Genomic DNA, 23,884 nt, shown 5'->3' with positions numbered 1-23,884 from the left:
GCAGAGCTCGCTCCTACAGTGACGGCGCAGCGTGGCTTTACCCTGATCGAACTGCTGGTGGTGCTGGTCATTCTCGGCTGCCTGATCGGCCTGGCGGTGTTCAGCACCGGCATCGCCGGGCCGGCGCGCGAGCTGCGCAGCGAGGCCGAGCGCCTTAGCGGGCTGATCGGCGTGCTGGCCGATGAAGCGGTACTGGATAACCGCGAATACGGCTTGAGCTTTAGTCAGGATGGTTACCGGGTACTGCGCTACGAGCCGCAGCGTGCCGAATGGCAGGTGCTCGATGACCAGGCACACCGCCTTCCAGCTTGGGCAGAGGTGGTGTTCGAGGTGGAGAGCGAACCCCTGCGCTTGCCGACCGATGCCGAGGCCACGGCGCCACAACTGCTGATTCTCTCCAGCGGCGAGCTGACGCCGTTTCGCCTGCGTCTGAGTGAGCGCGGCCGAGATGCTTTGCGCCTGCAGCTGTCCAGCGACGGCTTCGCTCTGCCGCGCGTCGAACGCCTGGACGCGAGGCGTGCCAGATGAGGTCGCTACGCGGCTTCACCCTGCTCGAAGTGCTGGTGGCATTGGCCATCTTCGCCCTGGTCGCCGCCAGCGTGCTGACCGCCAGCGCCCGCAGCGTGCGCACCGCCAGCCAACTGGAGGACAAGACCCTGGCCATGTGGGTGGCCGACAACCGCCTCGTCGAGCTGCAACTGGCCGACACACCGCCGGCCGATGGTCGCGACCAGGGCCAGGTGGAGTTCGCCGGGCGGCGCTGGCTCTGGCAGAGCGAGATCGAGGCCACCAGCGAGCCGGCGATGCGCCGCGTAACCCTGTGGGTCGCACCTGAGCAACGCGGCGCCAGCGGCGATCTGCGTGAGCGCGCGGTGGTCAGCCTCAGCGGCTTCCTGGGCGCGCCGCAATGACTCGGTCGCAACGTGGCTTCACCCTGCTTGAACTGCTGATCGCCATCGCCATCTTCGCGCTGCTGGGTCTGGCCACCTATCGCATGCTCGACAGCGTGCTCAGTGCCGATACCGTCACCCGCGAGCACGAACGCCAATTGCGCGAGCTGACCCGCGCCATCTCCGCCTTCGAGCGTGATCTGAGGCAGGTGGCGGTGCGGCCCATTCGTGACGGTTTCGGTGATCCGCAGCCGGCTCTGCATAGCGATCTGGCCGATGCCACGGCAGTGGAGCTGACCCGCGCTGGCTGGCGCAACCCGCTCGGCCAGCCGCGCGCCGAGCTGCAGCGAGTGCGTTGGCAACTGAGCGGCGAGCAATGGCAGCGCCGTTACTGGCGCGTGCTCGACCGTGCCCAGGACAGCCAGCCGCAGGTGCAACAAGCGCTCGACGGTGTAACCGGCCTGAGCCTGCGTTATCTGGACAAGGACGGCCAGTGGCAGCCCGATTGGCCACCCAGCAGCGTCAGTGGTGATGCCCAGCTCATCGGCTTGCCGCGTGCCGTGGAATTGCGCCTGCAGCATCGTCGCTACGGTGAGTTGCGCCGCTTGATACGCCTGCCGGATCTGCCGCCGGAAACCTCAGGCTCGGCGGCGGAGACGCAGCCATGAGTCGCCAGCGTGGTGTTGTGCTGATCACCGTGCTGCTGGTGGTCGCCATGGTCACGGTGGTGTGCGCCGGGCTGATCGCCCGCCAGCAACTGTCGATCCGCAGCAGCGCCAACCAGTTGCACGTCAACCAGGCCTGGCAGTACGCCCTGGGTGGCGAGACCCTGGCCAAGGCGATCCTGCAGCGAGACCTGCGCCAGGGTGATCCGCGCCTGCCAGTGGATCATCTCGGCGAGCCCTGGGCGCAGCCCATGACCTTCCCGCTGGACGAAGGCGGCGAGCTGCGCGTGCGCATCGTCGATCCCAGCGGTCGCTTCAACCTCAACAGCCTGGTGCGTCGCGGCCAGGTCGATACGCTGGCGCTGCAACGCTTTCGTCGCCTGCTGCTGCGTCTGCAGATCGACAAACCCTATGCCGAGCGCCTGGTCGACTGGCTCGATGGCGACAGCGAGCCGCGCGGCAGCCAGAGCGCCGAAGACAATCAGTACCTGCTGGCCAGCCCGCCTTACCGCACGGCCAACCGGCAGATCGCCGACGTCTCCGAGTTGCGCCTGCTGCTGGAAATGGACGATGCCGATTACCGGCGCCTGCTGCCCTTCGTCAGCGCGTTGCCGAGCGAGGTGCTGCTCAACGCCAACACCGCCAGCGCCGTGGTGCTCTCCAGCCTGGCCGATGGCCTCGATATCAATACCGCCCAGGCATTGGTCGCCGCGCGCGGGCGCGAAGGCTATGCCAGCGTGGCGGCCTTCGCTGCGCAGCCCATGCTGGCCGGCCTGGGGACGCAGGTGGCGCAAGGCGTGGCAGTGGGCAGCCAGTATTTCGAGGTGTTCAGCGAGGTCAGCCTTGGCGAGCGTCGTGTGCTGTTGCGCAGCCTGCTGCAGCGCAGCAATGATGGCCAGGTCAGCGTACTGGCCCGTGATCTGGGGCAGGGCGGCGCCATGCCGGCCCCGCCCAGCGAGGAACCGCAACGATGAATCGACGATGGATCTTTCTGCCGCCCGAGGGCTGCCAGGCGCTGGGGCCTGAACTGGCGGTACGCCTGCTGGCAGGCGATGGCGCACGCACGCTGCCGTTGAACGAGGCGCTGGCTACGCTGGATGGCCCCTGGGAGCTGGTGTTGCCGGTCGAGGCCGTCAGCGCCTGCGCAGTGCAGTTGCCCACTCAGCGTGCGCGCTGGCTGCGTCAGGCGCTGCCGTTCGCAGTAGAGGAACTGCTGGCCGAGGATGTCGAGCAGATGCACCTGGCGCTGGGCGAGCTGCTGGGCGACGGTCGCCACCGTGTTTATGCCGTGCGTGCCGCCTGGCTACGCGAGTGCCTGACGCTGTTTACCGCCAAGCCGCCACAGGCCATCCGCATGGATGCCGACCTGCTGCCGCGCCAGGGCAGCCAATTGCTATGGCTGAATGGTCGCTGGCTGCTGGGTGGCGAGGGCATCGCCCGCCTGGCCATGCAGGCTGAGGACTGGCCGCTGCTGGCCTCGCGCTGCCCAACGCCGCACCGGGCAAGTGCCATGTCTGGGCAGGCGCTGCCCGAGCCGGTCGATGAGTCGCAGGTGCTGGAGCAGCCTGAGTCCTGGCTGGTGCAGCAGGGCGGCGGCGTGGATCTCGCCCAGGGCGAATTCGCCGTGCGTGAGGTGGGTTCAGGTGGACGGCGTTGGCGGCCACTGGTCGGTGTCGTCGCGCTGTGCCTGCTGCTGCAATGGGGGTTCAACCTGGCCCAGGGCTGGTATCTGCAGCGCGAGGCCGATGCCTATGCCGAGGCCTGCGCCGCGCTGTACCGCGAACTGTTCCCGCAGGACAGCAAGCTGATCAACCTGCGTGCTCAACTCGATCAGCACCTGGCCGAAGCTACACAGGGCGACAGCCCATTGCTTGGGCTGCTCGGTGACGTGGCGACGGCCCTGCATGCCGACAGCGCGGCACAGGTGCAGATCAACCAACTGGACTACAGCGCCACCCGTGGCGACCTGGCGCTGCAGCTGCAGGCGCCGGGTTTCGCCGAACTCGAACACCTGCGTGAGCGCCTGGAACAGACCGGCCGTGCCGTGCAGATGGGCTCGGCCAGCCGCGAGGCCGACGGCGTCAGCGCGCGCTTGGTGATAGGAGGATGAGCATGACGTCCTGGCGAGGACTTCAACAGAACCTTTACCTGCACTGGCAGCGCTCGCCTCTGGCGCAGCGCTGGCACACGTTGCCGTCGCGTGACCGCCTGGCGCTGCTGGTGCTCGGCGGCTTTCTGCTGCTGGTGCTGGGTTACCTGCTGCTCTGGCAGCCGGCGCAACGTCAGGCGCAAGCGGCCCGTGCCGCATTCGAGGAGCAGCGTGCGCTGTATGCCTACCTGCAGAGCCGCGCGCCCGAGTTGCGCGGGCGTGACCTGCAACCGCGCAGCAATATCGACCCAGCGCGGCTGCAAGGGGTGGTGACGGCCTCGGCTGCAGAGCAGGGCGTGGTCATCGAACGGATGGATTCCGACGGCGATGGCGCGGTGCAGGTCGGTCTGCAGGCATTACCATTCGAGCAATTGTTGCGCTGGATTCAGAGCCTGGAGGCGCAGGGCGTGAGCGTGCAGGAGGCCGGCCTTGATCGTGGCGAAGACAATCGAGTAGTGGCCCGCCTAGGTTTGCGGGCCGGCAGCTAGCAGGCTGTTGAAAAACTACCTACGTTGCCATTGCTGCGTTTAAAACAGCCTCAAAATGCTCATTTACAACGCGTAAACTGCGCTTTTTCGGCTGTTTTTGCCTTGCACTGGCCGCCTCGCCTACGTTTTTCAACGGCCTGCTAGCCGGTCACGCCAGGCGTTGCTGGCCGGTGAAGTGCAGCGTCGCCTTGCAGCGCCGGCAGTAATAGCGCCTGCCTTTGGCCACCAGGGCGTGGCGCTGGGCGGAGAAGGGAAACTCGCCGTCCGGGCAACTGCAGCGGTAGATGAAGCGGCTGATCTGGCGCCGTTCGACCTCGTAGTTATGGCAGCGATGCGGTGGTAGTTCGTAGACGCCACGCATGATCAGTTGCCATTCCTCGCCATGCGGCTGGATGCATGGGCCGAACAGCTGGTGGGCGACCATATGAGCCACCTCATGTGGCACGGTCTGGCGCAGGAAATCCTCACGGTTGTCGCGATACAGCTGCAGGTTGAAGCGCAGCTTGTTTTCCGTCAGGTGCGCGACACCGGCCTTCTGCCCACGCAGCTTGAAGCTGACTTCGGGGCGAGGGAAACGCTGCTTGAAGAAAGTCTCGGCCAGTTGGTAGCAGGCCTCGACACGGGCGTGGAGCTGTTCGGGCATGATCGCTGTCGGAATATTGCGGTTTGCCGATTATGCCGCAAGCCGCGCAGCGCTTCACCTTGGGCCTCGATCAGGGTTTTGTTAACGAAAAGGCCGTCTGTGAAGACGGCCTTTGCGCATGTTGCGTGAGTCAACTGGTATAAACCGGCCCAACTCCCAGCCCCCAGAGGATCACCGAGCTGGCGATCATCGCCACCAGCACCACCAGTCCTACTGCCAGCACCGAGCTGGAGAACATGAAACCCTCGTCCTCGGGGATGTTCATGAAGGTCGGGATGCCCACATACAGCAGGTACACCGTGTAGCAGATCGCCACCGTACCGATGATCATGCCCAGCCACAGGTGTGGATACAGCGCCGCCAGGCCGCCGATGAACAGCGGGGTGGCGGTGTAAGCAGCGAATACCACGCATTGCGTCAGGTTGGGGTTGGCGTCGTAGGTGCGCGCCATCCAGTGGATGAAGGCGCCCATCACGGCAACGCCGGCCAGCATCGCCAGGTAGGACATGATCGCCATACTCATCGCACTGGCTTCGGTGAGCATGACGGGCGGTCGGTCGCCGATGGCCCAGCCGACCTGTGTGGTACCGATGAAGGCCGAAATGGCCGGGATGGCTGCAAGCAGCAGTACGTGGGTCAGATACATGTGGCTGATGCTTTCTTCCTCGCCACGAATTTCCTGCCACTCCTGATCGGGATGGGTGAAGAGCCCCCAGACGTGATGGATCATGCCAGACACCTCCTCTTGTTATGGCGGTCGCCCCGATGGCGCCTGGCGCGCATGACCAGCGCCACCAGGTGCCAAGGCCGAATATGTGCGACCTTGTGTCGCAGTATAGGCCGGGGCTGGAGGCCGCGTGGTGCCTGGCTTTAGAGTGAATCGCTCTCTCGGTCTCAGTTGTAATAGCGGCTCAGAATTTCCATGGCCTTGTTGATCGATTGCAGCCGTTGGGTGCTGCCGCCCCTATCCGGGTGGTGCAGGCTGACCAGTTGCCGGTAGCGCTGCTTGATGCGCGCAAGGTCGAGCGGCGCGTCATCGTCGAGTTCGAACAGTTGCAAGGCGGCGAGCTTTTCCTCGCCGCCCTGCATGCGCGTCCAGAAGCTGGTCAGCAGGCGCTCGACGTCGCGCTCGTCGGTACCCTGTAACTGGCTCATGTCCAGGTAGTAATCGCGCAGCTCGTCGCGTTCGCTCAGCGCTGAGCTGCCAGGCTGATACGGCAGCAGGCGGATGCATAGCGGGCTGATTTCGAGCAGGTGCGTCTGCGCCTGCCAGAGCCGATCACGCAGGTGGTAGAGGGCGTTGAACAGCAGAAAATGAGTGCGAAACAGCACCAGCTTGTCGGTCAGCGGCAGGTTGGGCAGGTGGCCGCTATGGTGGGCCTTGAGTTGCTGGATCAGGGCGTATTCGGCCAGGCCGTCGGGGGCTGCCTGCAGCAACTGCAGCACCTGGTCGGCGAGATCCTGGCTGGGGTCGAGGTCGTCATTCATCGGCCGAGCCTAGCATTTAACTGTCGACGGGGTAGGGGCGCGGCGCCTTTGTGCGTAAAATGTCGCGCTTTCGTTCCCACCCCTCGGATTTCGACGCACCATGGGCACCCTTTCGGTCAACCAGAACAAACTGCAGAAGCGCATCCGTCGCCTGGCCGGCGAAGCCATCACCGACTTCAACATGATCGAGGATGGCGACAAGGTGATGGTCTGCCTGTCCGGCGGCAAGGACAGCTACACCATGCTCGATGTGCTGCTGTACCTGCAGAAGGTGGCGCCGATCAAATTCGAGATCGTCGCGGTGAACATGGATCAGAAGCAGCCCGGCTTCCCCGAGCACGTGCTGCCGGCCTACCTCGAATCCATTGGTGTGGCGTACCACATCATCGAGAAGGACACCTATTCGGTGGTCAAGGAGAAGATCCCCGAGGGCAAGACCACCTGCTCGCTGTGCTCGCGCCTGCGTCGTGGCACGTTGTACACCTACGCCGACGAGATCGGTGCGACCAAGATGGCCCTGGGGCACCACCGCGACGACATCCTGGAAACCTTCTTCCTCAACATGTTCTACGGCGGCACGCTCAAGGCCATGCCGCCTAAGCTCTTGTCCGACGACGGCCGCAACGTGGTGATCCGTCCGCTGGCCTACTGCGCCGAGGCCGATATCGAGGCTTACAGTCAGCTCAAGGAATTCCCCATCATCCCGTGCAACCTCTGTGGCTCGCAGGAGAACCTGCAGCGCCAGGTGGTCAAGGAGATGCTGCAGGAGTGGGAGCGCAAGAGCCCGGGCCGCGTCGAGATCATGTTCCGCGCCCTGCAGAACGTGCACCCCTCGCAGTTGGCCGACCGCAACCTGTTCGACTTCAAGAGCCTGAAGATCGACGATAGCGCTACGCCGCGCTTTCTCGATGTGATGAGCCTGTAGGGTGGATCCCGCTTCATCGATCCACCGTGCCGCGGGGTGGTGGATGTAAAAAGCGACATCCACCCTACGCCCTCCCACGATGTGTCTTGCTTGTGGGAGGGGCTTTAGCCGCGACGCTTGCCAGGCCGCAAAGGCCTGGAGTATGTTTCGGCCATCGCTTTGGAGAATTTCATGTCCGCCAGCCTCAAACTCCTGTCCATGCTGCAAGCCGGTGCCTCGCGCGCCGCGTTGGCACGTGCGCAGTCGGTCGCGGCTGCGGCGTATTACTTCTTTGGGTATTGGTTTAGCCACAGGCGCGCCTGATACCCCACAGGCGGCCTGAGACACCAGGGTCGCCACCAGAGACGTTTTCCAGAAAACCCCCGGTCGGCAACCCGACCGGGGGTTTTGTTTTTTCCGGCCGAAAACGGCCACAAATCGAGGACTCACAGATGAACCGTTATTACCGCAACTACCGCTACGACTGGCGATTTAGCAGCGTCACCACCGCCCTGACACCTTTGCCACGAACACTCAGTTAGCGCCGCCGCGGCATCGACCGCGCCGGCCAAGGAACCGCCAGATCATGAACAGCTCCGCTCAACTCGTCTCTACCGTCACCACCATCACCCGTCGCAGCGCCCAGCCGCTGCCCAGTCCCGCCGTACTGCGCCAGCGCCTGCCGTTATCCGCCGCCCTTGCCGAACGTATCGCCGCTGATCGTGACGCCATTCGCGCCGTGCTCGATGGCGTCGATCCGCGCCTGCTGGTGGTGGTCGGCCCCTGTTCCCTGCATGACCGCGCTTCGGCGCTCGAATACGCCGAACGCCTGGCCGAGCTGGCGCCGCAGGTCGATGACCAACTGTTGCTGGTGATGCGCGCCTACGTGGAAAAACCGCGCACCACCGTCGGTTGGAAAGGGCTGCTGTACGACCCACACCTGGATGGCAGTGGTGACATGGCTGAAGGGCTGCGCCAGTCGCGACAATTGATGCTGGATATCCTCGAGCGCGGCCTGCCGCTGGCTACCGAGTTGCTGCAGCCGATGGCCGCCGGCTACTTCGACGACCTGCTCGGCTGGGCGGCCATCGGCGCGCGCACCAGTGAGTCGCAGGTGCACCGCGAGATGGTCAGTGGCCTGGATCTGCCGGTCGGTTTCAAGAACGGCACCGATGGCAGCGTCGGCATCGCCTGTGACGCCATGCGCTCGGCGGCGCATCCGCACCAGCACTTCGGCATCGACGACCTCGGTCATCCGGCTCTGCTGCACACCGCGGGCAACCCGGACACCCACCTGGTGCTGCGTGGTGGTCACGGCGCGCCGAATCATGATGCGGCAAGCGTTGCCGCTGCACGGGAGGCATTGCAGCGTCAGGGCATCGCCCCACGCATCATGGTCGACTGCAGCCACGCCAACAGTGGCAAGGATCCGCTGCGCCAGCCGGCGGTGCTGGACAGCGTGATCGAGCAGCGCCTGGCTGGCGATGACAGCCTGCGCGGGGTGATGCTGGAGAGCCACCTGTTCGACGGCTGCCAGGCGCTGTCCGGCGAGCTGCGTTACGGCGTGTCGATCACCGACGGCTGCCTGGGCTGGAGCGGCACCGAAGCGGCACTGCGCCAGGCCGCCGAGCGTTTGCGCGGGTAGGGCGGGTGTAACCCGCCGGTTCGAGATTGGCGGGTTTCACCCGCCCTACGGGCTGTGTTCGGCGAGCTGCGTTACGGTGTGTCGATTACCGACGGCTGCCTGGGCTGGAGCAGCACCGAAGCGGCACTGCGCCAGGCCGCCGAGCGTTTGCGCGGGTAGGGCGGGTGCAACCCGCCGGTTCGAGCTTGGCGGGTTTCACCCGCCCTACGGGTTGTGTACGGCGAGTTGCGCTACGGCGTGTCTATCACCGACGGCTGCCTGGGCTGGAGCAGCACCGAAGCGGCACTGCGCCAGGCCGCCGAGCGTTTGCGCGGGTAGGGCGGGTGTAACCCGCCGGTTCGAGGTTGGCTGGTTTCACCCGCCCTACGGGAGAGCCATTGCTGTGGGACTTGAGTGTTCGACGCGCTGCGTGCAGGCTCTGTCGTCCGTTTTATGAAGGATTCGATTCATGCGTGATTACAAGTGGCTGCACGAGTTCTGCCTCAATCGCTTCGGCTCGGCCAAGGCACTGGAGGCCATGCTGCCGCAGCCGCGCAGCGAGGCCGAGCTGCGCGCGCTGAGCGATGACCGCTACCTGTCGCTGATCAGCCTGCGCATCTTCCGCGCCGGGCTCAAGCACAGCCTGGTGGACGCCAAATGGCCGGCGTTCGAGCAGGTGTTCTTTGGCTTCGACCCGGAAAAGGTGGTGCTGATGGGCGCCGAGCGCCTGGAGAATCTAATGCAGGACGCACGGCTGATCCGCCACCTGGGCAAGCTCAAGAGCGTGCCGCGCAACGCGCAGTTCGTTCTCGACGTACGCCGCGAGAAAGGTAGCTTTGGTGCACTGATCGCCGACTGGCCAGTGACCGATATCGTTGGCTTGTGGAAGTACCTGGCCAAGCACGGCAATCAGCTCGGTGGTCTGTCGGCGCCGCGTTTCCTGCGTATGGCGGGTAAGGACACCTTCATCCCGACCGATGACATGGTCGCCGCGCTAAAGGCGCAGGATGTGATCGACAAGGCACCGACCAGCCTGAAAGACCTGGCCGCTGTGCAGGCTGCCTTCAATCAGTGGCACGCGGAAAGCGGCCGGCCGCTGTGTCAGCTATCGGTGATGCTGGCGCATACGGTCAATCACTAAGCGTCGCTCTGTTGACCCGCGGTCGCGGCTAAAGCTCCTCCCACGCTCCAGCGCCCCTGTGGGAGGCGCTTTAGCGGCGACTTTGTGGTCGTAGCCCGGATGCAATCCGGGGCCGCTCGCGCAAGGGTTCCCGAATTACGACAGCAAACCTTCGCGGCCGCGCCGTGCCTCGCGAAACTCGCCCGGCGTCTGCCCCGTCCAGGCCTTGAAGCTGCGGTGGAACGAGCGTGCCTCGGTAAAGCCCAGGTAGCAGGCGATGTCCTGGATCGCCAGGTCGCTGCGCAGCAGGTAGTGCTCGGCCAACTCCTGGCGCAGCTCGTCGAGAATCTGCTGGTAGCTGGTGCCGGCCTGCTGCAGGTGGCGCTGCAGCGTGCGCACGGTCATGTCGAACTTCTCCGCCACCCGTTCCTTGCGCGGCAGGCCGTCCTTGAGCAGCAGGCGCAGGGCATTCTTGACCCGGCGTGGCAGCGGCTCGTCGTCGTCCAGCCCGGCCATCAGCGCCAGGGCATGTTCTTCCAACGTGCGTAGCAGGTTGGCATCGGCCTGGCGCAGCGGTACGCCGAGGTAGTCCAGCGGCACCAGCAGGGCGTTACAGGGCTGTTCGAACAGCACCGGGCAGCCGAACAGCTGCTGGTATTCGGCCAGGTCGGTAGCGGCCGGTTGCGCGTGCTCGAACCACACCTCACGCGGCGAATGTTCGGAGTCGGCGATCCAGCGGGCGTACAGCAGCCAGGAGGCGAGCACGTTCTCGACCATGTGGCGGCGCACGTCCGGTGCCTGGTGACGGCAGCTCCAGATCAGCCGCACGTGATCCTCGGCCGCCTCGATACGGCTGGTGCCCATGTCGCCCACCAGCTTTTCGTAGGGCACGATGCGGCCCATGGCTTCGCCAAGAGTCGCGCAGTTCATGGCGATATAGCCGAGCACGCTCCACGAACCGGGCTGGACGAAACGCGCCGAGTGCAGGCCGAACAGGGGATCGCCGGACACCTCGACCAGATGCGCCAGCAGGCGCTCGTGCACCTCGCCGGGCATGCGCTTGCCATTGTCGGCCAGATCCTGCGCGCCAATGCCGGCAGCGGCCAGGGCGCGGTCGATGTCCAGGCCGAGCTGTTCGGCCTGGCGCAGGTACTTGAGCAGGGCGGGAACCGAGGTGTAGCCGAGGTTTTCCATGGATTCTTCTTGTTCTGTGGTTGAAGCGACGCGACGCCTGGCTTGATTGGCGACAACGGCTGTCACCATCCGACAGTGACGGCCGGCGGCGGCTGGCTAGTATAGGCAGCCATAAGTGCTGATCGGAATGGGGGATGCGATGCGACGCTGGAACGGATGGGGTGACGAGGCGACCGAAGTGGAACTGCCAGCCCATGGCGAGGCTTTTCTCGCCGAGCTGGTCGGGCCGGGCCAGCGTCTGGCCGACGCCAGCCTGCAGGAGGTGCTGGCGCGCGTGCCGGCGTCGCGCCTGGCGCCGCATCCGCTGATCAGCGTTGATGCCGAAGTGCGCGTGCGCCACGCCCGTGGTCAGAGCCTGCCGGACTGGCTGGCGATGCGCTCTGGGGACTTTGGCCTGTTTCCCGATGGCGTCGCCTGCCCGGAAAGTGCCGAGCAGATTCGTGATTTGCTGGCCTGGGCGCAGCAGCATGACGTCACCCTGATTCCCTACGGCGGCGGCACCTCGGTGGCCGGCCATATCAACCCGCAGGCCGGCCAGCGCCCGGTGCTGACCCTGTCGCTGGAGCGCATGACGCGTCTGCTGGATATCGACGAAGACAGCCTGATCGCCACCTTCGGCCCCGGCGCCAATGGCCCGCAGGTGGAAAGCCAACTGCGCGCCCGTGGCTACACCCTGGGGCATTTTCCGCAGTCCTGGGAATTGTCGACCCTCGGTGGCTGGGTCGCCAGCCGTTCCAGCGGCCAGCAATCGTTGCGTTACGGGCGGATCGAGCAGTTGTTCGCCGGCGGCAAGCTGGAAACCTTCGCCGGCACTCTGGAGATTCCAACCTTCCCGGCATCGGCGGCCGGGCCCGATCTGCGCGAGCTGGTGATGGGCTCGGAAGGGCGCTTCGGGGTGATCTCCGAAGTGCGCGTGCGCATCAGTCGCCTGGCCGAGCAGGAGCGTTTCTACGCGGTGTTCCTGCCCAATTGGCAGCAGGCGCTGAGCGCCATTCGCAGCCTGGCCCAGGCGCGGGTGCCGCTGTCCATGCTGCGCCTGTCCAACGCCATCGAAACCCGTACCCAACTGGCCCTGGCCGGTCACCCGCAGCAGATCGCGCTGCTGGAGAAATACCTGGCCCTGCGCGGCGCCCGTGACGGCAAGTGCATGCTGACTTTCGGCGTCACCGGCAGTCGGGTGCAGAACGCTGCCTCGCTGAAACAGGCGCGGCGCTTGCTGAAAGGCTTTGGCGGCGTGTTCACCGGCACCCTGTTGGGCAAGAAGTGGGAGCAGAACCGTTTCCGCTTCCCCTACCTGCGCCATGGCCTGTGGGAGCGCGGCTACCTGGTCGACACTCTGGAAACCGCCACCGACTGGTCCAACGTCGACAACCTGCTGAACAAGGTCGAGGCCAGCCTGCGTGACGAGCTGACCGGTGACGGCGAGCGGGTACACGTGTTCAGCCACCTATCGCACGTCTATGGCGAAGGTTCGAGCATCTACACCACTTACGTGTTCCGCCCCGGCAGCGACTACGCCGAAGCCATGTCGCGCTGGCAGCGCTTGAAAGCAGCGGCCAGCCGCACCATTGCCGAGAATCGCGGCACCATCAGCCACCAGCACGGCGTCGGTCGCGACCATGCTCCGTATCTGGCGGCGGAGAAGGGCGAGCTGGGCATGGCCACGTTGCGCAGCCTGGCCACGCATTTCGACCCCGACCAGCGCCTGGCGCCTGGCGTGTTGCTGCAGGACTGAGCATGGAGCCCTGGAACGCCACCTGGCGCACGCGCGCGCTGCCTGAGTTGGCCGCGCGCGACTGGGATCTGCTGGTGATCGGCGGTGGCATTTGCGGCGCCGGCATCCTCCGTGAGGCGGCACGGCGCGGCTGGCGCTGCCTGTTGCTGGAGCAGCGCGACTTCGCCTGGGGCACCTCCAGCCGCTCGTCGAAGATGGTGCATGGCGGGTTGCGCTACGTCGCCAAGGGGCAGTTGGGGCTGACCCGCGACTCGGTGCGCGAGCGCCAGCGACTGCTCGGCGAGGCGCCTGGGCTGGTGGAGCCGCTGAGTTTCGTCATGCCGCACTACCGCGGCGGTTTTCCCGGGCCGAAGGTGTTCGGCGGCCTGCTTAGCCTTTACGACGCGCTGGCCGGCAAACGTAATCATCTGTTCTACCCGCTGCAGCAACTGCGTTACCTGGCGCCGGGCATTCGCGAGGACGGTCTGCTCGGTGGCACGCGCTTCTTCGATGCGGTGACCGATGATGCCCGCCTGGTGCAGCGCGTGCTGGGCGAGGCGCGTGCCGAAGGCGGCGAGGCGCTCAATGGCATGCGCGTGGTCGAGTTGTTGCGCGAGGCGGGGCAGGTGGTCGGCGTGCTCGCCGAGGATGTGGAAACGGGCACTCAGTACCGCCTGTGCAGCCGCGCCGTGGCACAAGCCACAGGTGCCTGGGCTGATCGCCTGCGTCAGCCCGGCAATGGCCACATCCGTCCGCTGCGTGGCAGTCACCTGCTGCTGCCGAGCTGGCGCCTGCCGGTGGCGCATGCCTTCAGCTTTATGCACGAGAGCGATGGCAGGCCAGTGTTCGTCTTCCCCTGGGAAGGCGCGACGGTGATCGGCACCACCGATCTGGATCACGCGGGCGATCTGGACGCCGAGGCAGCGATCAGCAGAGAAGAGGCCGATTACCTGCTAGCAGCCTGCGCCCAGCAGTTCCCGGTTGCGCAGGTGAGCCGCGTCGACGTGCTATCGACCTGGGCGGGCGTGCGCCCGGTGGTGAGCGATGGCAATGCCGGGCTGAAACCCTCGGACGAGAAGCGCGAGCACGCGCTGTGGATCGAGCCGGGCAGTGTGACCCTGGCCGGCGGCAAGCTGACCACCTTCCGCCTGCTGGCGCTGGAGGTGCTGCGTGCCTGTGCCGGATTCGTCGGCAAGCCGGTGGATGATCGTGGCTGCGCCGTATTCCGTGACTGCACGCCGCCAGCCATGCCGCACCTGAGTCTGGCGCAGCAACGCCGACTGCTTGGCCGCCATGGCCGACAACTGAAGGAAGTGCTGCGGCTAATCGAGCAAATCGGCGCTGACTGTGTCGCCGCTACCGACACCTTGTGGGCCGAGTTGGCCTGGGCTGCCGAAGGCGAGCTGGTGCTGCACCTGGACGACCTGTTGCTGCGCCGCACACGGCTGGGCCTGTTGCTGGCGGGCGGCGGGCGCGCCGAGCTGCCGCGTATCCGCGCGCTGTGCCAACCACGGCTTGGCTGGAGCGATGCGCGTTGGCAGCAGGAAGAGACGGATTACCTGGCGTTGTGGCAACGCTGCTACAGCCTGCCAGAGACTTAATGATGGCGCTGCCGACTTTCCGTAGGAGCGAGCTCTGCTCGCGAAGCTTTTGCGCCATCCCCGTTCGCGAGCAGAGCTCGCTCCTACAGCAATACCGTGCATTCCAAGCAGAGGTCACACCTTGAGCGAACCAAGCTACCTGCTGAGCATCGACAACGGCACCCAGAGCGTGCGGGCGCTGCTGTTCGATACCAACGGCAACCTGCTCGCCAAGGGCAAGGTCGAGCTCGATCCCTATTTCTCCAGCCAGCCGGGCTGGGCCGAGCAGGATCCGGAGTATTACTGGGCCAGCCTCGGTGAAGCCTGCCGCCTGCTGTGGCAGCAGGTGGATATCGACCGAAGCCAGATCAGAGGCGTCGCCGTCACCACCCAGCGCGGCAGCATCATCCATGTCGATGAGCAGGGCACGCCGCTGCGCCCGGCAATTCTCTGGCTCGACCAGCGTCGTGCCGAGGTGGCCGGGCGGATCAAGGGTCTGTGGGGCTGGCTGTTCAAACTGGTGCGCGCCGAAGAGGCGGTCGATCATTTCCGTGGCCAGGCCGAGGTCAACTGGGTCGCCCAGTATCAGCCGGACATCGCGGCACGCACGCACAAGGTGCTGTTGCTTTCAGGGTTTCTCACCCATCGCCTTTGCGGTCGCTTCGTCGATTCCACCAGCAGTTGCGTGGCCTACCTGCCGTTCGACTACAAGCGTCTGCGCTGGGCTGCGACCGGCGACTGGAAGTGGCAGGCGCTGAAGGTGCGCCGTGAGCAACTGCCTGAGCTGTTCAAACCGGGCGAGCGACTGGGTCAGATCAGTGCCGAGGCCAGCCGCCATACCGGTATTCCCGAGGGCCTGCCGCTGATTGCCGCCGGCGCCGACAAGGCCTGCGAGGTGCTGGGTTCCGGTGCGCTGCAACCCAGTACGGCGTGCCTCTCGTATGGCACCACCGCGACCATCAACACCACCCGTAGCCGTTACCTGGAAACCATCCCGCTGATCCCGCCCTATCCGGCGGCGCTGCCCGATCACTTCAACACCGAGGTGATGATCTATCGCGGCTTCTGGATGGTCAGCTGGTTCAAACGCGAGTTCGGCCTGCGCGAGATGCAGCGTGCTGAGGCGCTGGGCGTGCCGCCCGAGGCGCTGTTCGACGAGTTGGTCAACGCCGTGCCGCCAGGCTCCATGGGCCTTATGCTGCAGCCGTACTGGACACCGGGCATTCGTGAGCCGGGGCTGGAGGCCAAGGGCTCGATCATCGGTTTTGGCGATGTGCATACCCGCGCGCATCTGTATCGGGCGATTCTGGAGGGGTTGGCTTACGCCCTGCGCCAGGGAAAGGAACGGATCGAAAAACGTTCTGGCACCCGTATCGAGCGCCTGCGCGTGTCCGGTGGTGGTTCGCAGAGCGATGCGGCGATGCAGCTGACCGCGGACATTTTCGGCTTGCCGGCCGAGCGGCCGCATCTGTACGAAACCAGCGGCCTGGGCGCGGCGATCAACTGTGCGGTGGGCCTGGGTTTGCACCCTGATTACCCGAGCGCCATCGCCGCCATGACCCGCGTCGGCCAGGTGTTCCAGCCGAACCCGGAGGCCCAGCGCGTTTACCAGCAGCTCTACGGGCAGGTTTACCAGCGCATGTACCGCCAGCTCAAACCGCTGTATCAGCGCATTCGCAAGATCACTGGTTACCCGGCGTAGGAAAAATGTTGTGAGAGGAGGGCGGGCGGCGCTCCTACAGAAACCAATCGCCCTCCACAGTGGAGGGCGATGGGGGGCTCAGGCGACATCCACCAGCACGATCTCGCTGTCTTCCTGCGCTTCGACGCGGATCACCTCGACATCCGCAACGGCCACGCCATCACGCGCCTTGGCTGCCACGCCGTTGACCTTGAAGGCACCGGTAGCGCCGACCAGATAAGCCTTGCGCCCCGGCTGCAGGCTGTACTCGGCGCTCTGTCCGGCCTTGACCGTGGCTGCCACCAGGCGAGCGTCGGTGCGGATGCGCAGGGCGTCGACATCCTCCTCGTAACCGCTGGCCAGGGTGACGAAGGCCCCGGCGCGGTCACCTTTGGGGAAAGGCTTGGCGCCCCAGGAGGGCGGCAGGCCGGCCTGATTCGGCTGAATCCAGATCTGGAAGATCTTGGTGGTTTCATCCTCCAGGTTGTACTCGCTGTGGGCGATGCCGGTGCCAGCACTCATTACCTGCACGTCGCCGGCTTCGGTGCGGCCCTTGTTGCCCAGGTTGTCCTCATGGCTGATGGCGCCTTCGCGGACGTAGGTGATGATCTCCATGTCGCGGTGCGGGTGCGGCGGGAACCCCGAATGCGGTGCGATCTCGTCGTCATTCCAGACACGCAGGCGGCCCCAGTTCATCCGCTCGGCGTCATAGTATTCGGCGAAGGAAAAGTGGTGACGGGCATTCAGCCAGCCGTGGTGAGCACCACCGAGTTGTTCGAACGGACGTACATCGATCATGGTCAATCCTCCAGTCACGCACGGGCGGAGTCCCGTGCAGTGTCGATGGGTGAATGATCGTTTCGTATCAACTGATTTAAAAGCGCAAATTTATTCACATAAATATCTAAATAATTGATAAATCGGCGGCGGGTCGAAGCACTAGGCTTGCGCGGGTGAATCAAGGAGAACCACGATGAACGAACGCAAGGCCTGGCTGATACTGCATGGCAAGCAGGCGCTGAATGGCGAGGTAAGGGCTGCAGTGCAGGCCTTGCGTGAGCGTGGCTGTGACTTGGCGGTACGCCTGACCTGGGAGGCCGGCGATGCCGAACGCCTGGTGGAAGAAGGCCTGGCGGCGGGCTACCCGACCCTGATCGCCAGCGGTGGCGATGGAACCCTGCGCGATGTGGTCGAGGCGATGATCAAGGCCGATAGCCAGGCCAGCCTGGTACTGCTGCCACTGGGCACCGCCAATGACTTCGCCCATGCGGCCGGTATTTCCCTGGTGCCGGCTGAAGCGCTGGCGTTGCTCGAGGTCGAGCCGGTCGCGGTGGATATCGGTCTGGCGGGCGAGCGTGCCTTCCTCAACATGGCCACGGGCGGCTTCGGCTCGAACGTGACGGCCAATACACCGGAGGAGCTTAAGAAAGTCCTCGGCGGCGCCGCCTATCTGCTCACCGGGCTCACTCGTTTTTCCGAAGTGCGTCCGGCTGTCGGGCGTTTTCGCGGGCCGGATTTCCAGTGGGAGGGAGAGTTTCTTGCGCTGGGCATCGGCAATGGTCGTCAGGCCGGGGGCGGGCACCTGCTGTGCCCCGAGGCGACGGTCGACGATGGCCTGTTGGACGTGTGCATCGTGCCGGCGGCGCAGGATGCGGTCGGTACGCTTGGAACGCTGCTCTCCGGCGGTATTCATGGTCTGCAGAGCGTGGCCGTCAGCGCGCGCCTACCCTGGCTGGAGGTGGACGCGCCGGAAGGGCTGGATCTCAACCTCGATGGCGAACCGCTGGAAAGCAGCAGCCTGCGTTTCGCCGTCAAACCCGCTGCGCTGCGCCTGCATTTGCCGGAACGGTCGCCGCTGCTGCATCACTGGTCAGGCGCACGGGGCTGAGGCATGATGGCTGCGCGCCAGCAATCTTTAGTCCGCCGGCAGTCTGCCGATAACGCGAAAGGCAGGCTAGACTCACTAAACACCACGGGAGCGCATGATGGCCGGCATCCTTGATTCAGTAGATCAACGTACACAACTGGTCGGTGAAAACCGTCTGGAAATCCTCATGTTCCGCCTGGCCGGACGCCAGTTGTTCGCGATCAACGTGTTCAAGGTGCAAGAGGTGCTGCAACTACCCAAGCTGACGCTCATGCCTCAGCGGCATCGCTATGTCTGCGGGGTGGTCAACCTGCGCGGTCATACGTTGCCGGTGATCGACCTGTCGCAAGCCATCGGCATGCGCCCGCTGGTACCGGATGAGCGCAGCACCATCATCGTCACCGAGTACAACCGTTCGGTGCAGGCCTTCCTCGTCGGCAGCGTCGATCGCATCCTCAACCTCAACTGGGAGTCGATCCAGCCGCCGCCCGGTGGGGCTGGTCGCCAGCACTACCTGACCGCGATCACCAAGGTCGACGACCAGATCGTCGAGGTGATCGACGTCGAGAAGGTACTGGCCGAAATCGTCCCCATGAGCACCAAGGTATCGGCCGAGAAGCTCGCTGACCCGCTGCTGGAAAAGGCTCGCGGCCGCGAAGTGCTGCTGGTCGACGACTCCAGCGTGGCGCTCAGTCAACTGCGCGACACCCTGACCCAGCTTGGCATTCGCCTGCACATGGCCAGCGACGGCCTCAAGGCCCTCAACCTGTTGAAGAAGTGGGCCGACACCGGCGAAGTGATGACCGACAAACTGTTGATGATCTTCACTGACGCCGAGATGCCGGAAATGGACGGCTACCGCCTGACCAGCGAGATCCGAAGCGACCCACGCCTGAAGGATCTCTACGTGGTGCTGCACACCTCGTTGTCCGGCAGCTTCAACGAAGCCATGGTGAAGAAGGTTGGCTGCGACGGCTTCCTCTCCAAATTCCAGCCGGACAAGCTGGTCGAGGTCATTCGTACCCGCCTCACACTCGACGAGCCTGCCTGATCGCTTGTGATGCCCGCCGGCAATTCGTATAAGGACGTTTTGCCGGCAAGGGAATCGCGTCATGTTGAGTCTTTCGCAGTTATATCGCTATCCACTCAAGTCCGGTCGCGGGGAGGTGCTGCAGCGCTGCGCCGTCGACGGCCTCGGGCTGAGCGGCGATCGCCGCTGGATGGTGGTCGATGCTGCCAACGGGCGTTTCATCACCCAGCGTCTTTTGCCGCAGATGAGCCAACTCTCCGCGCTTTACAACCTGCGTGGTGGCCTGACCCTCAGTGCTGCCGGGCATGGTGAGCTGGAGGTGGCGGTGCCCGATCCCGAGCAGGATCTTCGCGGCGTAACCGTCTGGCAGGACAGCCTGCAGGTACCGGATGCCGGCGATGAAGCGGCGGCCTGGCTCAGCGAGCTGCTGGGTCGGCCGTGCCGTCTGGTGCAGGTGCCTGAAACTCGCACCCGTCAGGTCGACACGGCTTATGCCCTGCCGGGTGATCGCGTGGCCTTCGCCGATGGTTTCCCCCTGCTGCTGATCGGCCAGGCCTCGCTGGATGACCTGGCGCAGCGTGTCGGTCGGCCGCTGTCGATGCTGCGCTTTCGTCCCAACCTGGTGGTGGTCGGTAGCGAGCCTTACGCCGAGGACAGTTGGAAACGCATCCGCATCGGCGAGGTGGAGTTCGAGGTGGCCAAGGGGTGCACCCGGTGCATCCTCACCACGGTCGACCCGCAGAGCGGCGAACGCAGCGCCGACCGTGAGCCCCTGACCACCCTCAAGACTTACCGTGAGCGCGAAGGCGACGTGTACTTCGGCCAGAACCTATTGCCGCGCGGCGTCGGCGAACTACAGGTCGGCATGCCGGTGGAAGTGCTCGAATAAGATCGGCCAGTGGAGGGCGCCCAGTCATAGATGCGGCTACGGCGCCAACCCATTCGCGGATAAATCCGCTCCTACACGACCGTGCGCCTTTTGTAGGAGCGAATTCATTCGCGATCATGCCGGGCACTGAGCAAAAACTATCGCGAATAAGGGTCGGGCACGCCCTTTGTGCCTTCAGGCGCGCTCGATGCTGGCCGGGGTGCGACGCATCAGCACCTTGCCGTGGCGCACCGACACCAGCGCATGGCCCTGGCTGCGCACCATCTCGTAATCGTCCGGCGCCGAGAGGATCAGCAGGTTGGCCGGGCGACCCACTTCCAGCCCATAACCTTCACCCAGGTTCAGCGCCCGCGCCGAGTTGTCGGTGATCAGATCCAGGCTGCGCTTGAGGTCTTCATAGCCGAGCATGTGGCAGATATGCAGGCCGGCTTCGAGGATGCGCAGGATGTTGCCGTTGCCCAGCGGGTACCAGGGGTCGACGATGGAATCCTGGCCGAAGCAGACGTTCATCCCGGCGCGGTCGATCTCCGCCACGCGGGTCAAACCACGGCGTTTCGGGTAGGTGTCGAAGCGGCCCTGCAGGTGGATGCTTTCGGTGGGGCAGGAGATGAAGCTGATGCCGCTCATCTTCAGCAGGCGGAACAGCTTGGAGCAGTAGGCGTTGTCGTAGGAGCCCATGGCCGTGGTGTGGCTGGCGGTGACGCGTGCGCCCATGCCGCGCACGCGGGCTTCCTCGGCCAGCACTTCGATAAAGCGCGACTGCGGGTCGTCGGTTTCGTCGCAGTGCACGTCCACCAGGCAGCCTGTGCGTTCTGCCAGATCCATGAGGAACTTGATCGACGACACACCCTGGTCACGGGTGTTCTCGAAATGCGGGATGCCGCCGACCACGTCGGCGCCCAGCTCGATGGCCTGTTCCATCAGCGCGCGACCGTTGGCGTAGGACTCGATGCCCTCCTGCGGGAAGGCGACGATCTGCAGGTCGATCAGGTGGCGGGTTTCCTCGCGCACTTCGAGCATGGCCTTGAGCGCGGCCAGGGTCGGGTCGGTGACGTCGACGTGGGTGCGCACGTGCTGGATACCGTGGTCGACCAGCATGTCGATAGTCTTCTTGGCGCGGGTCTTGGTGTCTTCGTGGGTGACCAGCGCTTTGCGCTCGGCCCAGCGCTCGATGCCCTCGAACAGCGTACCGCTCATGTTCCAGGCCGGCTCGCCAGCGGTGAGGGTGGCATCGAGATGGATGTGCGGCTCGACGAAGGGTGGCACCACGAGATTGCCGGCTGCGTCCAGATCGCCCTCAGCGATGGGGTGCAGGGCGTGCTGGGCGTCGATGGCAGCGATGCGTTCGCCGTTCAGGGTGATGCGGTGTAGGCCGTCGCGGCCGCGCAGGCGGGCATTGTGGATGATCATCAGGTTTCCTCTCAGGCAGGCGACGACAGGCGCCGGATCAACAGCGCAACGCTGATGTTCAGGCGGTCGTGCGGGTCTTCGAACGAGCAGCCGGTCAGCGCTTCGATGCGCTGTAGACGGTAGCTCAGGGTATTGCGGTGAACGTTCAGGCGCTGCGCGGCCAGGGCCAGGTTGCCGTTTTCGGCGAACCAGGCTTCCAGGGTCGGCATCAGCACCGGTTGGTGGCGAGAGTCGTCGCCGATCAGCGGGCCGACCACGCGCTCGACGAAGCGGTCGAGCAGGCTGCGGTCGCGGATGGCGCCGAGCAGCTCCAGCACACCTAATTCATTGAAACTGCACAGGCCCAGGCGCTCGGGAAAACGCTGCGCCACGGCCAGGGCCTGGCGTGCCTCACCCAAACCCTGGGCGAAACGTGGCGCATCGCAGCCGGCGCTGCCTAGGCCTAGGAACAGGCGTAGCGGGCCGAGCTGCGGGCGCAGCTCATCGAGCAGCACAGTCATGGCCTGGCGGTTGCGCGCTTCGGCGTGGGCATCGGGGCAGGGCAGCAGGGCGATCCAGTGGCGGCCCTGGCTGACCAGCGGCAGTGCATCACCGAGTTCGCCGAGGCTCTGTTCCAGGCGCCGTTGCAGCAGTTGCTGGCGGCTCTGTAGCTGGCGCTCGGCATCTTCGTCGGGTAGGTCGCCGAACAGTTGCTCGCTGCCGTCGAGACGCAGCAGCGCCACCTGACGCGGCACATGCAGAGCCAGGCCGAGGCTGTCGCCGCGTTGCAGCAGGATGTCGAGCGACTGGTAATCGCCGTCGAGCACCTGTTCCAGCACGTGCTGGCGCGAACGGCCGAGCTGCTGCGCCTGAACTAGTGCGGTGCCGATGGCCTGGGTGACCACCACCATCTTCAGCGCGTAGGGCTGTTCGATCAGCGGCAGATTCAGGCGCTCGGCTTCGGCGATGACGCTGGGCGGGATGGTCTGGATGAACTCGGCGCCGGTGAGGATGACCATACCGGCGACCACTCGCTCATGGCCTTCACGCACCAGGCGCAGCAGGTTGGCTTCGTCGCGCGGGTGGTTGATGCCGGTGACGAAAATCAGCTCGCCACCCATCACCCAGTCGGCGATGCCTTCGTTCTCCGCCACGTAGGGCCAGCGCACGGCATTGTCGCGCCCGGCCTGGCCGGCACGCAGGCGCATGCTGGCCAGCTCGGGTAGGGCGAGTACGTCGGCGACGGTCAGGGTCACGCGCCGGCGACCTGCTGACGGCCGACCAGGGCTTTGTTCAGTTCGAACAGCACGACGTAGGCCACGGCAGCCACGGCGATGCCCACCAGTGGCGCGACCCAGGGCGAGACGTAGGCGCTCAGCGCCCCGATCAGGTAGGCGCCCAGGCCGACCCAGTTGAACGCCGGCAGGCGCACATCGGCCAGTTTCGGGTAGCGCGCGCGATGGCCGTAGAAGAAGTCGGCCATGATCACGCCGCCAATCGGCGGGATGACCGAGCCGAGCAGGATCAGGAAGGGAATCAGCATCTCGTACATGCCACCGATGGCCAGCAGGGTGCCGATGCCGGCGCCGACCAGGGTCACGGTCTTGCGCTTGCCGGTGCGCAGCAGGTTGCAGCCGGCTGCGGCGAAGTTGTAGATGGTGTTGTCCTGGGTCGTCCACAGGTTGAGGAACAGCATGACCACTGCGGCCATGGACAGACCCTGCAGCACTAGCACCTCGACCACGTCCGGTTGCTGGTAAACGATGGCGCCGTAAGCACCGGCGACGATCATCAGGCCATTGCCGATGAAGAAGCCGAACAGGCTGGCCAGCACCGCGACGCGGCCGCTCTTGGCGAAACGCGTCCAGTTGGTGGCCTGGGTGGCGCCGCTGACGAAGGTGCCGAACACCAGGGTAATAGCCACGCTCAGACTCATGCTCTCCTTGGGCTCGACCGCCAGCAGGCCGGCCAGGCCGCCGATATCACGGGTGGCGATCCACAGCGACACCACCAGCAGCACCAGCATGGCCGGCACGGCGACGCGCGAGAGCAGATCCAGACCCTTGTAGCCGACGAAGGCGGTGAGGCAGAAACCGAAGCCGAACAGCACCATCAGCGGCATGGTCAGGCCTTCGGGCAGGCCAAGAATCTTCACCAGGACGATGGCGATGGTCGCCGTGCCCCAGGCGTACCAGCCGATCTGGGTGAAGCCGAGCAGCATGTCGGACAGCTTGCTGCCCACTTCGCCGAAGCAGAAGCGGCCCATCAGCACCGAGTTCAGCCCGCTGCGACAGGCGATCAGGCCCAGCACGGCGGCGTACAGGCCGAGCAGCAGGTTACCGATCACCGCGGCCCAGAGCAGGGTGGTGAAATCGAAGGCCATGCCGATCTTGCCGCCGGCGAACATGGTGGCGGTGAAGAAGGTGAAGCCGAACAGCAGGATGGCGGTGGAGAACAGCCCCTTGCGTGCGCCGTTGGGCACCTCGCTCAGGGGGTAATCGCTATCGGGGGTGACGTTGCTCATGGACCTGGCTCCGGTAAGAGGGTGAGGCCTTGGCGATAGCAGGGG

24 protein-coding genes and 1 pseudogene are annotated in these 23,884 nt (G+C 65.2%); 17 read left to right on the top strand and 8 right to left on the bottom strand.

Features of this window, described 5'->3' with window-relative positions; all coding sequences use genetic code 11:
- Positions 1 to 18: 18 nt before the first annotated feature.
- The 6 genes from gspH to VC352_RS16715 are packed head-to-tail and all read left to right on the top strand — an operon-like array spanning position 19 to position 4,192.
- Positions 19 to 528: a type II secretion system minor pseudopilin GspH gene (gspH, locus tag VC352_RS16740; RefSeq protein WP_322980664.1), complete on the top strand. Its 510-nt coding sequence runs from the start codon at positions 19 to 21 to the stop codon at positions 526 to 528.
- Positions 525 to 911, top strand: coding sequence for a type II secretion system minor pseudopilin GspI (gene gspI, locus VC352_RS16735; protein WP_322980663.1), 387 nt, complete (start codon positions 525 to 527; stop codon positions 909 to 911). The genes gspH and gspI overlap by 4 nt, the downstream gene beginning before the upstream one ends.
- A complete protein-coding gene (gspJ, locus tag VC352_RS16730) occupies positions 908 to 1,558 on the top strand; it encodes a type II secretion system minor pseudopilin GspJ (protein WP_322980662.1) in 651 nt (216 codons plus the stop codon). The genes gspI and gspJ overlap by 4 nt, the downstream gene beginning before the upstream one ends.
- Positions 1,555 to 2,529, top strand: a complete 975-nt coding sequence (gene gspK, locus VC352_RS16725; protein ID WP_322980661.1) for a type II secretion system minor pseudopilin GspK — start codon at positions 1,555 to 1,557, stop codon at positions 2,527 to 2,529. The genes gspJ and gspK overlap by 4 nt, the downstream gene beginning before the upstream one ends.
- Entirely contained in the window at positions 2,526 to 3,665 is a 1,140-nt protein-coding gene (gene gspL, locus VC352_RS16720) for a type II secretion system protein GspL (RefSeq protein ID WP_322980660.1), read from the top strand. Before gspK ends, gspL begins: the two co-directional genes overlap by 4 nt.
- 2 nt (positions 3,666 to 3,667) lie before the next feature.
- Positions 3,668 to 4,192 carry a type II secretion system protein M gene (locus VC352_RS16715; RefSeq protein WP_322980659.1) on the top strand — a complete coding sequence of 175 codons (525 nt, stop codon included), beginning with the start codon at positions 3,668 to 3,670 and terminating at the stop codon, positions 4,190 to 4,192.
- 148 nt (positions 4,193 to 4,340) lie between these two features.
- Here VC352_RS16715 and VC352_RS16710 read toward each other — a convergent pair whose 3' ends face one another.
- The 3 genes from VC352_RS16710 to VC352_RS16700 form a co-directional block, all read right to left on the bottom strand.
- Complete coding sequence (locus tag VC352_RS16710; protein ID WP_322980658.1) at positions 4,341 to 4,835, bottom strand: SprT family zinc-dependent metalloprotease; 495 nt, start codon at positions 4,833 to 4,835, stop codon at positions 4,341 to 4,343.
- Positions 4,836 to 4,965: 130 nt separating this feature from the next.
- Positions 4,966 to 5,565: a Yip1 family protein gene (locus VC352_RS16705; protein WP_322980657.1), complete on the bottom strand. Its 600-nt coding sequence runs from the start codon at positions 5,563 to 5,565 to the stop codon at positions 4,966 to 4,968.
- A 164-nt stretch (positions 5,566 to 5,729) separates the two neighbouring features.
- On the bottom strand, positions 5,730 to 6,323 hold the full coding sequence (locus VC352_RS16700; protein ID WP_322980656.1) for a DNA-J related domain-containing protein: 594 nt from the start codon (positions 6,321 to 6,323) through the stop codon (positions 5,730 to 5,732).
- A gap of 100 nt (positions 6,324 to 6,423) precedes the next feature.
- Here VC352_RS16700 and ttcA point away from each other — a divergent pair, with 100 nt between their 5' ends.
- From ttcA to VC352_RS16680, 5 genes and pseudogenes are all read left to right on the top strand, one after another.
- Positions 6,424 to 7,248 carry a tRNA 2-thiocytidine(32) synthetase TtcA gene (ttcA, locus tag VC352_RS16695; RefSeq protein WP_003244364.1) on the top strand — a complete coding sequence of 275 codons (825 nt, stop codon included), beginning with the start codon at positions 6,424 to 6,426 and terminating at the stop codon, positions 7,246 to 7,248.
- Positions 7,249 to 7,419: 171 nt separating this feature from the next.
- Positions 7,420 to 7,551, top strand: a complete 132-nt coding sequence (locus VC352_RS16690) for a hypothetical protein (RefSeq protein WP_322980655.1) — start codon at positions 7,420 to 7,422, stop codon at positions 7,549 to 7,551.
- 262 nt (positions 7,552 to 7,813) lie between these two features.
- A complete protein-coding gene (locus VC352_RS16685; protein ID WP_322980654.1) occupies positions 7,814 to 8,872 on the top strand; it encodes a 3-deoxy-7-phosphoheptulonate synthase in 1,059 nt (352 codons plus the stop codon).
- Between the two features lie 219 nt (positions 8,873 to 9,091).
- Positions 9,092 to 9,190: pseudogene (locus VC352_RS25505) on the top strand (hypothetical protein); the annotation flags it as partial.
- Positions 9,191 to 9,320: 130 nt separating this feature from the next.
- A complete protein-coding gene (locus tag VC352_RS16680) occupies positions 9,321 to 9,992 on the top strand; it encodes a DNA-3-methyladenine glycosylase I (RefSeq protein WP_322980653.1) in 672 nt (223 codons plus the stop codon).
- 135 nt (positions 9,993 to 10,127) lie between these two features.
- On the opposite strand, the gene VC352_RS16675 is transcribed toward VC352_RS16680, so the two are convergent.
- Positions 10,128 to 11,165, bottom strand: coding sequence for an AraC family transcriptional regulator (locus VC352_RS16675; protein ID WP_322980652.1), 1,038 nt, complete (start codon positions 11,163 to 11,165; stop codon positions 10,128 to 10,130).
- A 139-nt stretch (positions 11,166 to 11,304) separates the two neighbouring features.
- Here VC352_RS16675 and VC352_RS16670 point away from each other — a divergent pair, with 139 nt between their 5' ends.
- The 3 genes from VC352_RS16670 (at position 11,305) to VC352_RS16660 (ending at position 16,161) form a co-directional block, all read left to right on the top strand.
- Complete coding sequence (locus VC352_RS16670) at positions 11,305 to 12,900, top strand: FAD-binding oxidoreductase (RefSeq protein WP_322980651.1); 1,596 nt, start codon at positions 11,305 to 11,307, stop codon at positions 12,898 to 12,900.
- A 2-nt stretch (positions 12,901 to 12,902) separates the two neighbouring features.
- On the top strand, positions 12,903 to 14,480 hold the full coding sequence (locus VC352_RS16665) for a glycerol-3-phosphate dehydrogenase/oxidase (protein ID WP_322980650.1): 1,578 nt from the start codon (positions 12,903 to 12,905) through the stop codon (positions 14,478 to 14,480).
- A gap of 121 nt (positions 14,481 to 14,601) precedes the next feature.
- Positions 14,602 to 16,161, top strand: a complete 1,560-nt coding sequence (locus VC352_RS16660; RefSeq protein ID WP_322980649.1) for an FGGY-family carbohydrate kinase — start codon at positions 14,602 to 14,604, stop codon at positions 16,159 to 16,161.
- Between the two features lie 78 nt (positions 16,162 to 16,239).
- On the opposite strand, the gene VC352_RS16655 is transcribed toward VC352_RS16660, so the two are convergent.
- Entirely contained in the window at positions 16,240 to 16,938 is a 699-nt protein-coding gene (locus tag VC352_RS16655) for a pirin family protein (protein ID WP_322980648.1), read from the bottom strand.
- Between the two features lie 175 nt (positions 16,939 to 17,113).
- On the opposite strand from VC352_RS16655, the gene yegS reads away from it, so the two are divergent.
- From yegS to VC352_RS16640, 3 genes are all read left to right on the top strand, one after another.
- Entirely contained in the window at positions 17,114 to 18,028 is a 915-nt protein-coding gene (gene yegS / locus VC352_RS16650) for a lipid kinase YegS (protein WP_322980647.1), read from the top strand.
- A gap of 97 nt (positions 18,029 to 18,125) precedes the next feature.
- The gene (locus VC352_RS16645) at positions 18,126 to 19,058 is read left to right on the top strand and encodes a chemotaxis protein CheV (RefSeq protein ID WP_322980646.1); all 933 of its coding nucleotides are present in this window, start codon (positions 18,126 to 18,128) and stop codon (positions 19,056 to 19,058) included.
- Positions 19,059 to 19,119: 61 nt separating this feature from the next.
- On the top strand, positions 19,120 to 19,926 hold the full coding sequence (locus VC352_RS16640; protein ID WP_322980645.1) for an MOSC domain-containing protein: 807 nt from the start codon (positions 19,120 to 19,122) through the stop codon (positions 19,924 to 19,926).
- A 174-nt stretch (positions 19,927 to 20,100) separates the two neighbouring features.
- Here the strand turns inward: VC352_RS16640 and codA are convergent, their stop codons facing one another.
- Genes codA through codB form a run of 3 tightly spaced genes read right to left on the bottom strand, consistent with a single transcriptional unit; the run spans position 20,101 to position 23,839 of the window.
- Positions 20,101 to 21,336 carry a cytosine deaminase gene (codA, locus tag VC352_RS16635; protein ID WP_322980644.1) on the bottom strand — a complete coding sequence of 412 codons (1,236 nt, stop codon included), beginning with the start codon at positions 21,334 to 21,336 and terminating at the stop codon, positions 20,101 to 20,103.
- 11 nt (positions 21,337 to 21,347) lie between these two features.
- Positions 21,348 to 22,571, bottom strand: a complete 1,224-nt coding sequence (locus VC352_RS16630; RefSeq protein ID WP_322980643.1) for a PucR family transcriptional regulator — start codon at positions 22,569 to 22,571, stop codon at positions 21,348 to 21,350.
- Positions 22,568 to 23,839, bottom strand: a complete 1,272-nt coding sequence (gene codB / locus VC352_RS16625) for a cytosine permease (protein WP_322980642.1) — start codon at positions 23,837 to 23,839, stop codon at positions 22,568 to 22,570. Before codB ends, VC352_RS16630 begins: the two co-directional genes overlap by 4 nt.
- Positions 23,840 to 23,884 lie beyond the last annotated feature (45 nt).

The sequence above is a fragment of the Pseudomonas sp. C11 genome (assembly GCF_034683865.1).
GTDB lineage: Bacteria > Pseudomonadota > Gammaproteobacteria > Pseudomonadales > Pseudomonadaceae > Aquipseudomonas.
This window is presented reverse-complemented; position numbering and strand designations above follow the sequence as displayed.

Excerpts from the sequence above, each read along its gene's own strand:
- VC352_RS16675 (WP_322980652.1), bottom strand. The coding sequence starts at position 11,165 with ATGGAAAACCTCGGCTACACCTCGGTTCCCGCCCTGCTCAAGTACCTG.
- VC352_RS16710 (WP_322980658.1), bottom strand. The coding sequence starts at position 4,835 with ATGCCCGAACAGCTCCACGCCCGTGTCGAGGCCTGCTACCAACTGGCC.
- VC352_RS16655 (WP_322980648.1), bottom strand. The coding sequence starts at position 16,938 with ATGATCGATGTACGTCCGTTCGAACAACTCGGTGGTGCTCACCACGGC.
- VC352_RS16680 (WP_322980653.1), top strand. The coding sequence starts at position 9,321 with ATGCGTGATTACAAGTGGCTGCACGAGTTCTGCCTCAATCGCTTCGGC.
- VC352_RS16645 (WP_322980646.1), top strand. The coding sequence starts at position 18,126 with ATGGCCGGCATCCTTGATTCAGTAGATCAACGTACACAACTGGTCGGT.
- gspI (WP_322980663.1), top strand. The coding sequence starts at position 525 with ATGAGGTCGCTACGCGGCTTCACCCTGCTCGAAGTGCTGGTGGCATTG.
- VC352_RS16685 (WP_322980654.1), top strand. The coding sequence starts at position 7,814 with ATGAACAGCTCCGCTCAACTCGTCTCTACCGTCACCACCATCACCCGT.
- VC352_RS16665 (WP_322980650.1), top strand. The coding sequence starts at position 12,903 with ATGGAGCCCTGGAACGCCACCTGGCGCACGCGCGCGCTGCCTGAGTTG.
- codA (WP_322980644.1), bottom strand. The coding sequence starts at position 21,336 with ATGATCATCCACAATGCCCGCCTGCGCGGCCGCGACGGCCTACACCGC.
- VC352_RS16690 (WP_322980655.1), top strand. The coding sequence starts at position 7,420 with ATGTCCGCCAGCCTCAAACTCCTGTCCATGCTGCAAGCCGGTGCCTCG.
- VC352_RS16700 (WP_322980656.1), bottom strand. The coding sequence starts at position 6,323 with ATGAATGACGACCTCGACCCCAGCCAGGATCTCGCCGACCAGGTGCTG.
- gspK (WP_322980661.1), top strand. The coding sequence starts at position 1,555 with ATGAGTCGCCAGCGTGGTGTTGTGCTGATCACCGTGCTGCTGGTGGTC.
- codB (WP_322980642.1), bottom strand. The coding sequence starts at position 23,839 with ATGAGCAACGTCACCCCCGATAGCGATTACCCCCTGAGCGAGGTGCCC.
- VC352_RS16670 (WP_322980651.1), top strand. The coding sequence starts at position 11,305 with ATGCGACGCTGGAACGGATGGGGTGACGAGGCGACCGAAGTGGAACTG.
- VC352_RS16640 (WP_322980645.1), top strand. The coding sequence starts at position 19,120 with ATGTTGAGTCTTTCGCAGTTATATCGCTATCCACTCAAGTCCGGTCGC.
- gspL (WP_322980660.1), top strand. The coding sequence starts at position 2,526 with ATGAATCGACGATGGATCTTTCTGCCGCCCGAGGGCTGCCAGGCGCTG.
- VC352_RS16715 (WP_322980659.1), top strand. The coding sequence starts at position 3,668 with ATGACGTCCTGGCGAGGACTTCAACAGAACCTTTACCTGCACTGGCAG.
- gspJ (WP_322980662.1), top strand. The coding sequence starts at position 908 with ATGACTCGGTCGCAACGTGGCTTCACCCTGCTTGAACTGCTGATCGCC.
- yegS (WP_322980647.1), top strand. The coding sequence starts at position 17,114 with ATGAACGAACGCAAGGCCTGGCTGATACTGCATGGCAAGCAGGCGCTG.
- ttcA (WP_003244364.1), top strand. The coding sequence starts at position 6,424 with ATGGGCACCCTTTCGGTCAACCAGAACAAACTGCAGAAGCGCATCCGT.
- VC352_RS16705 (WP_322980657.1), bottom strand. The coding sequence starts at position 5,565 with ATGATCCATCACGTCTGGGGGCTCTTCACCCATCCCGATCAGGAGTGG.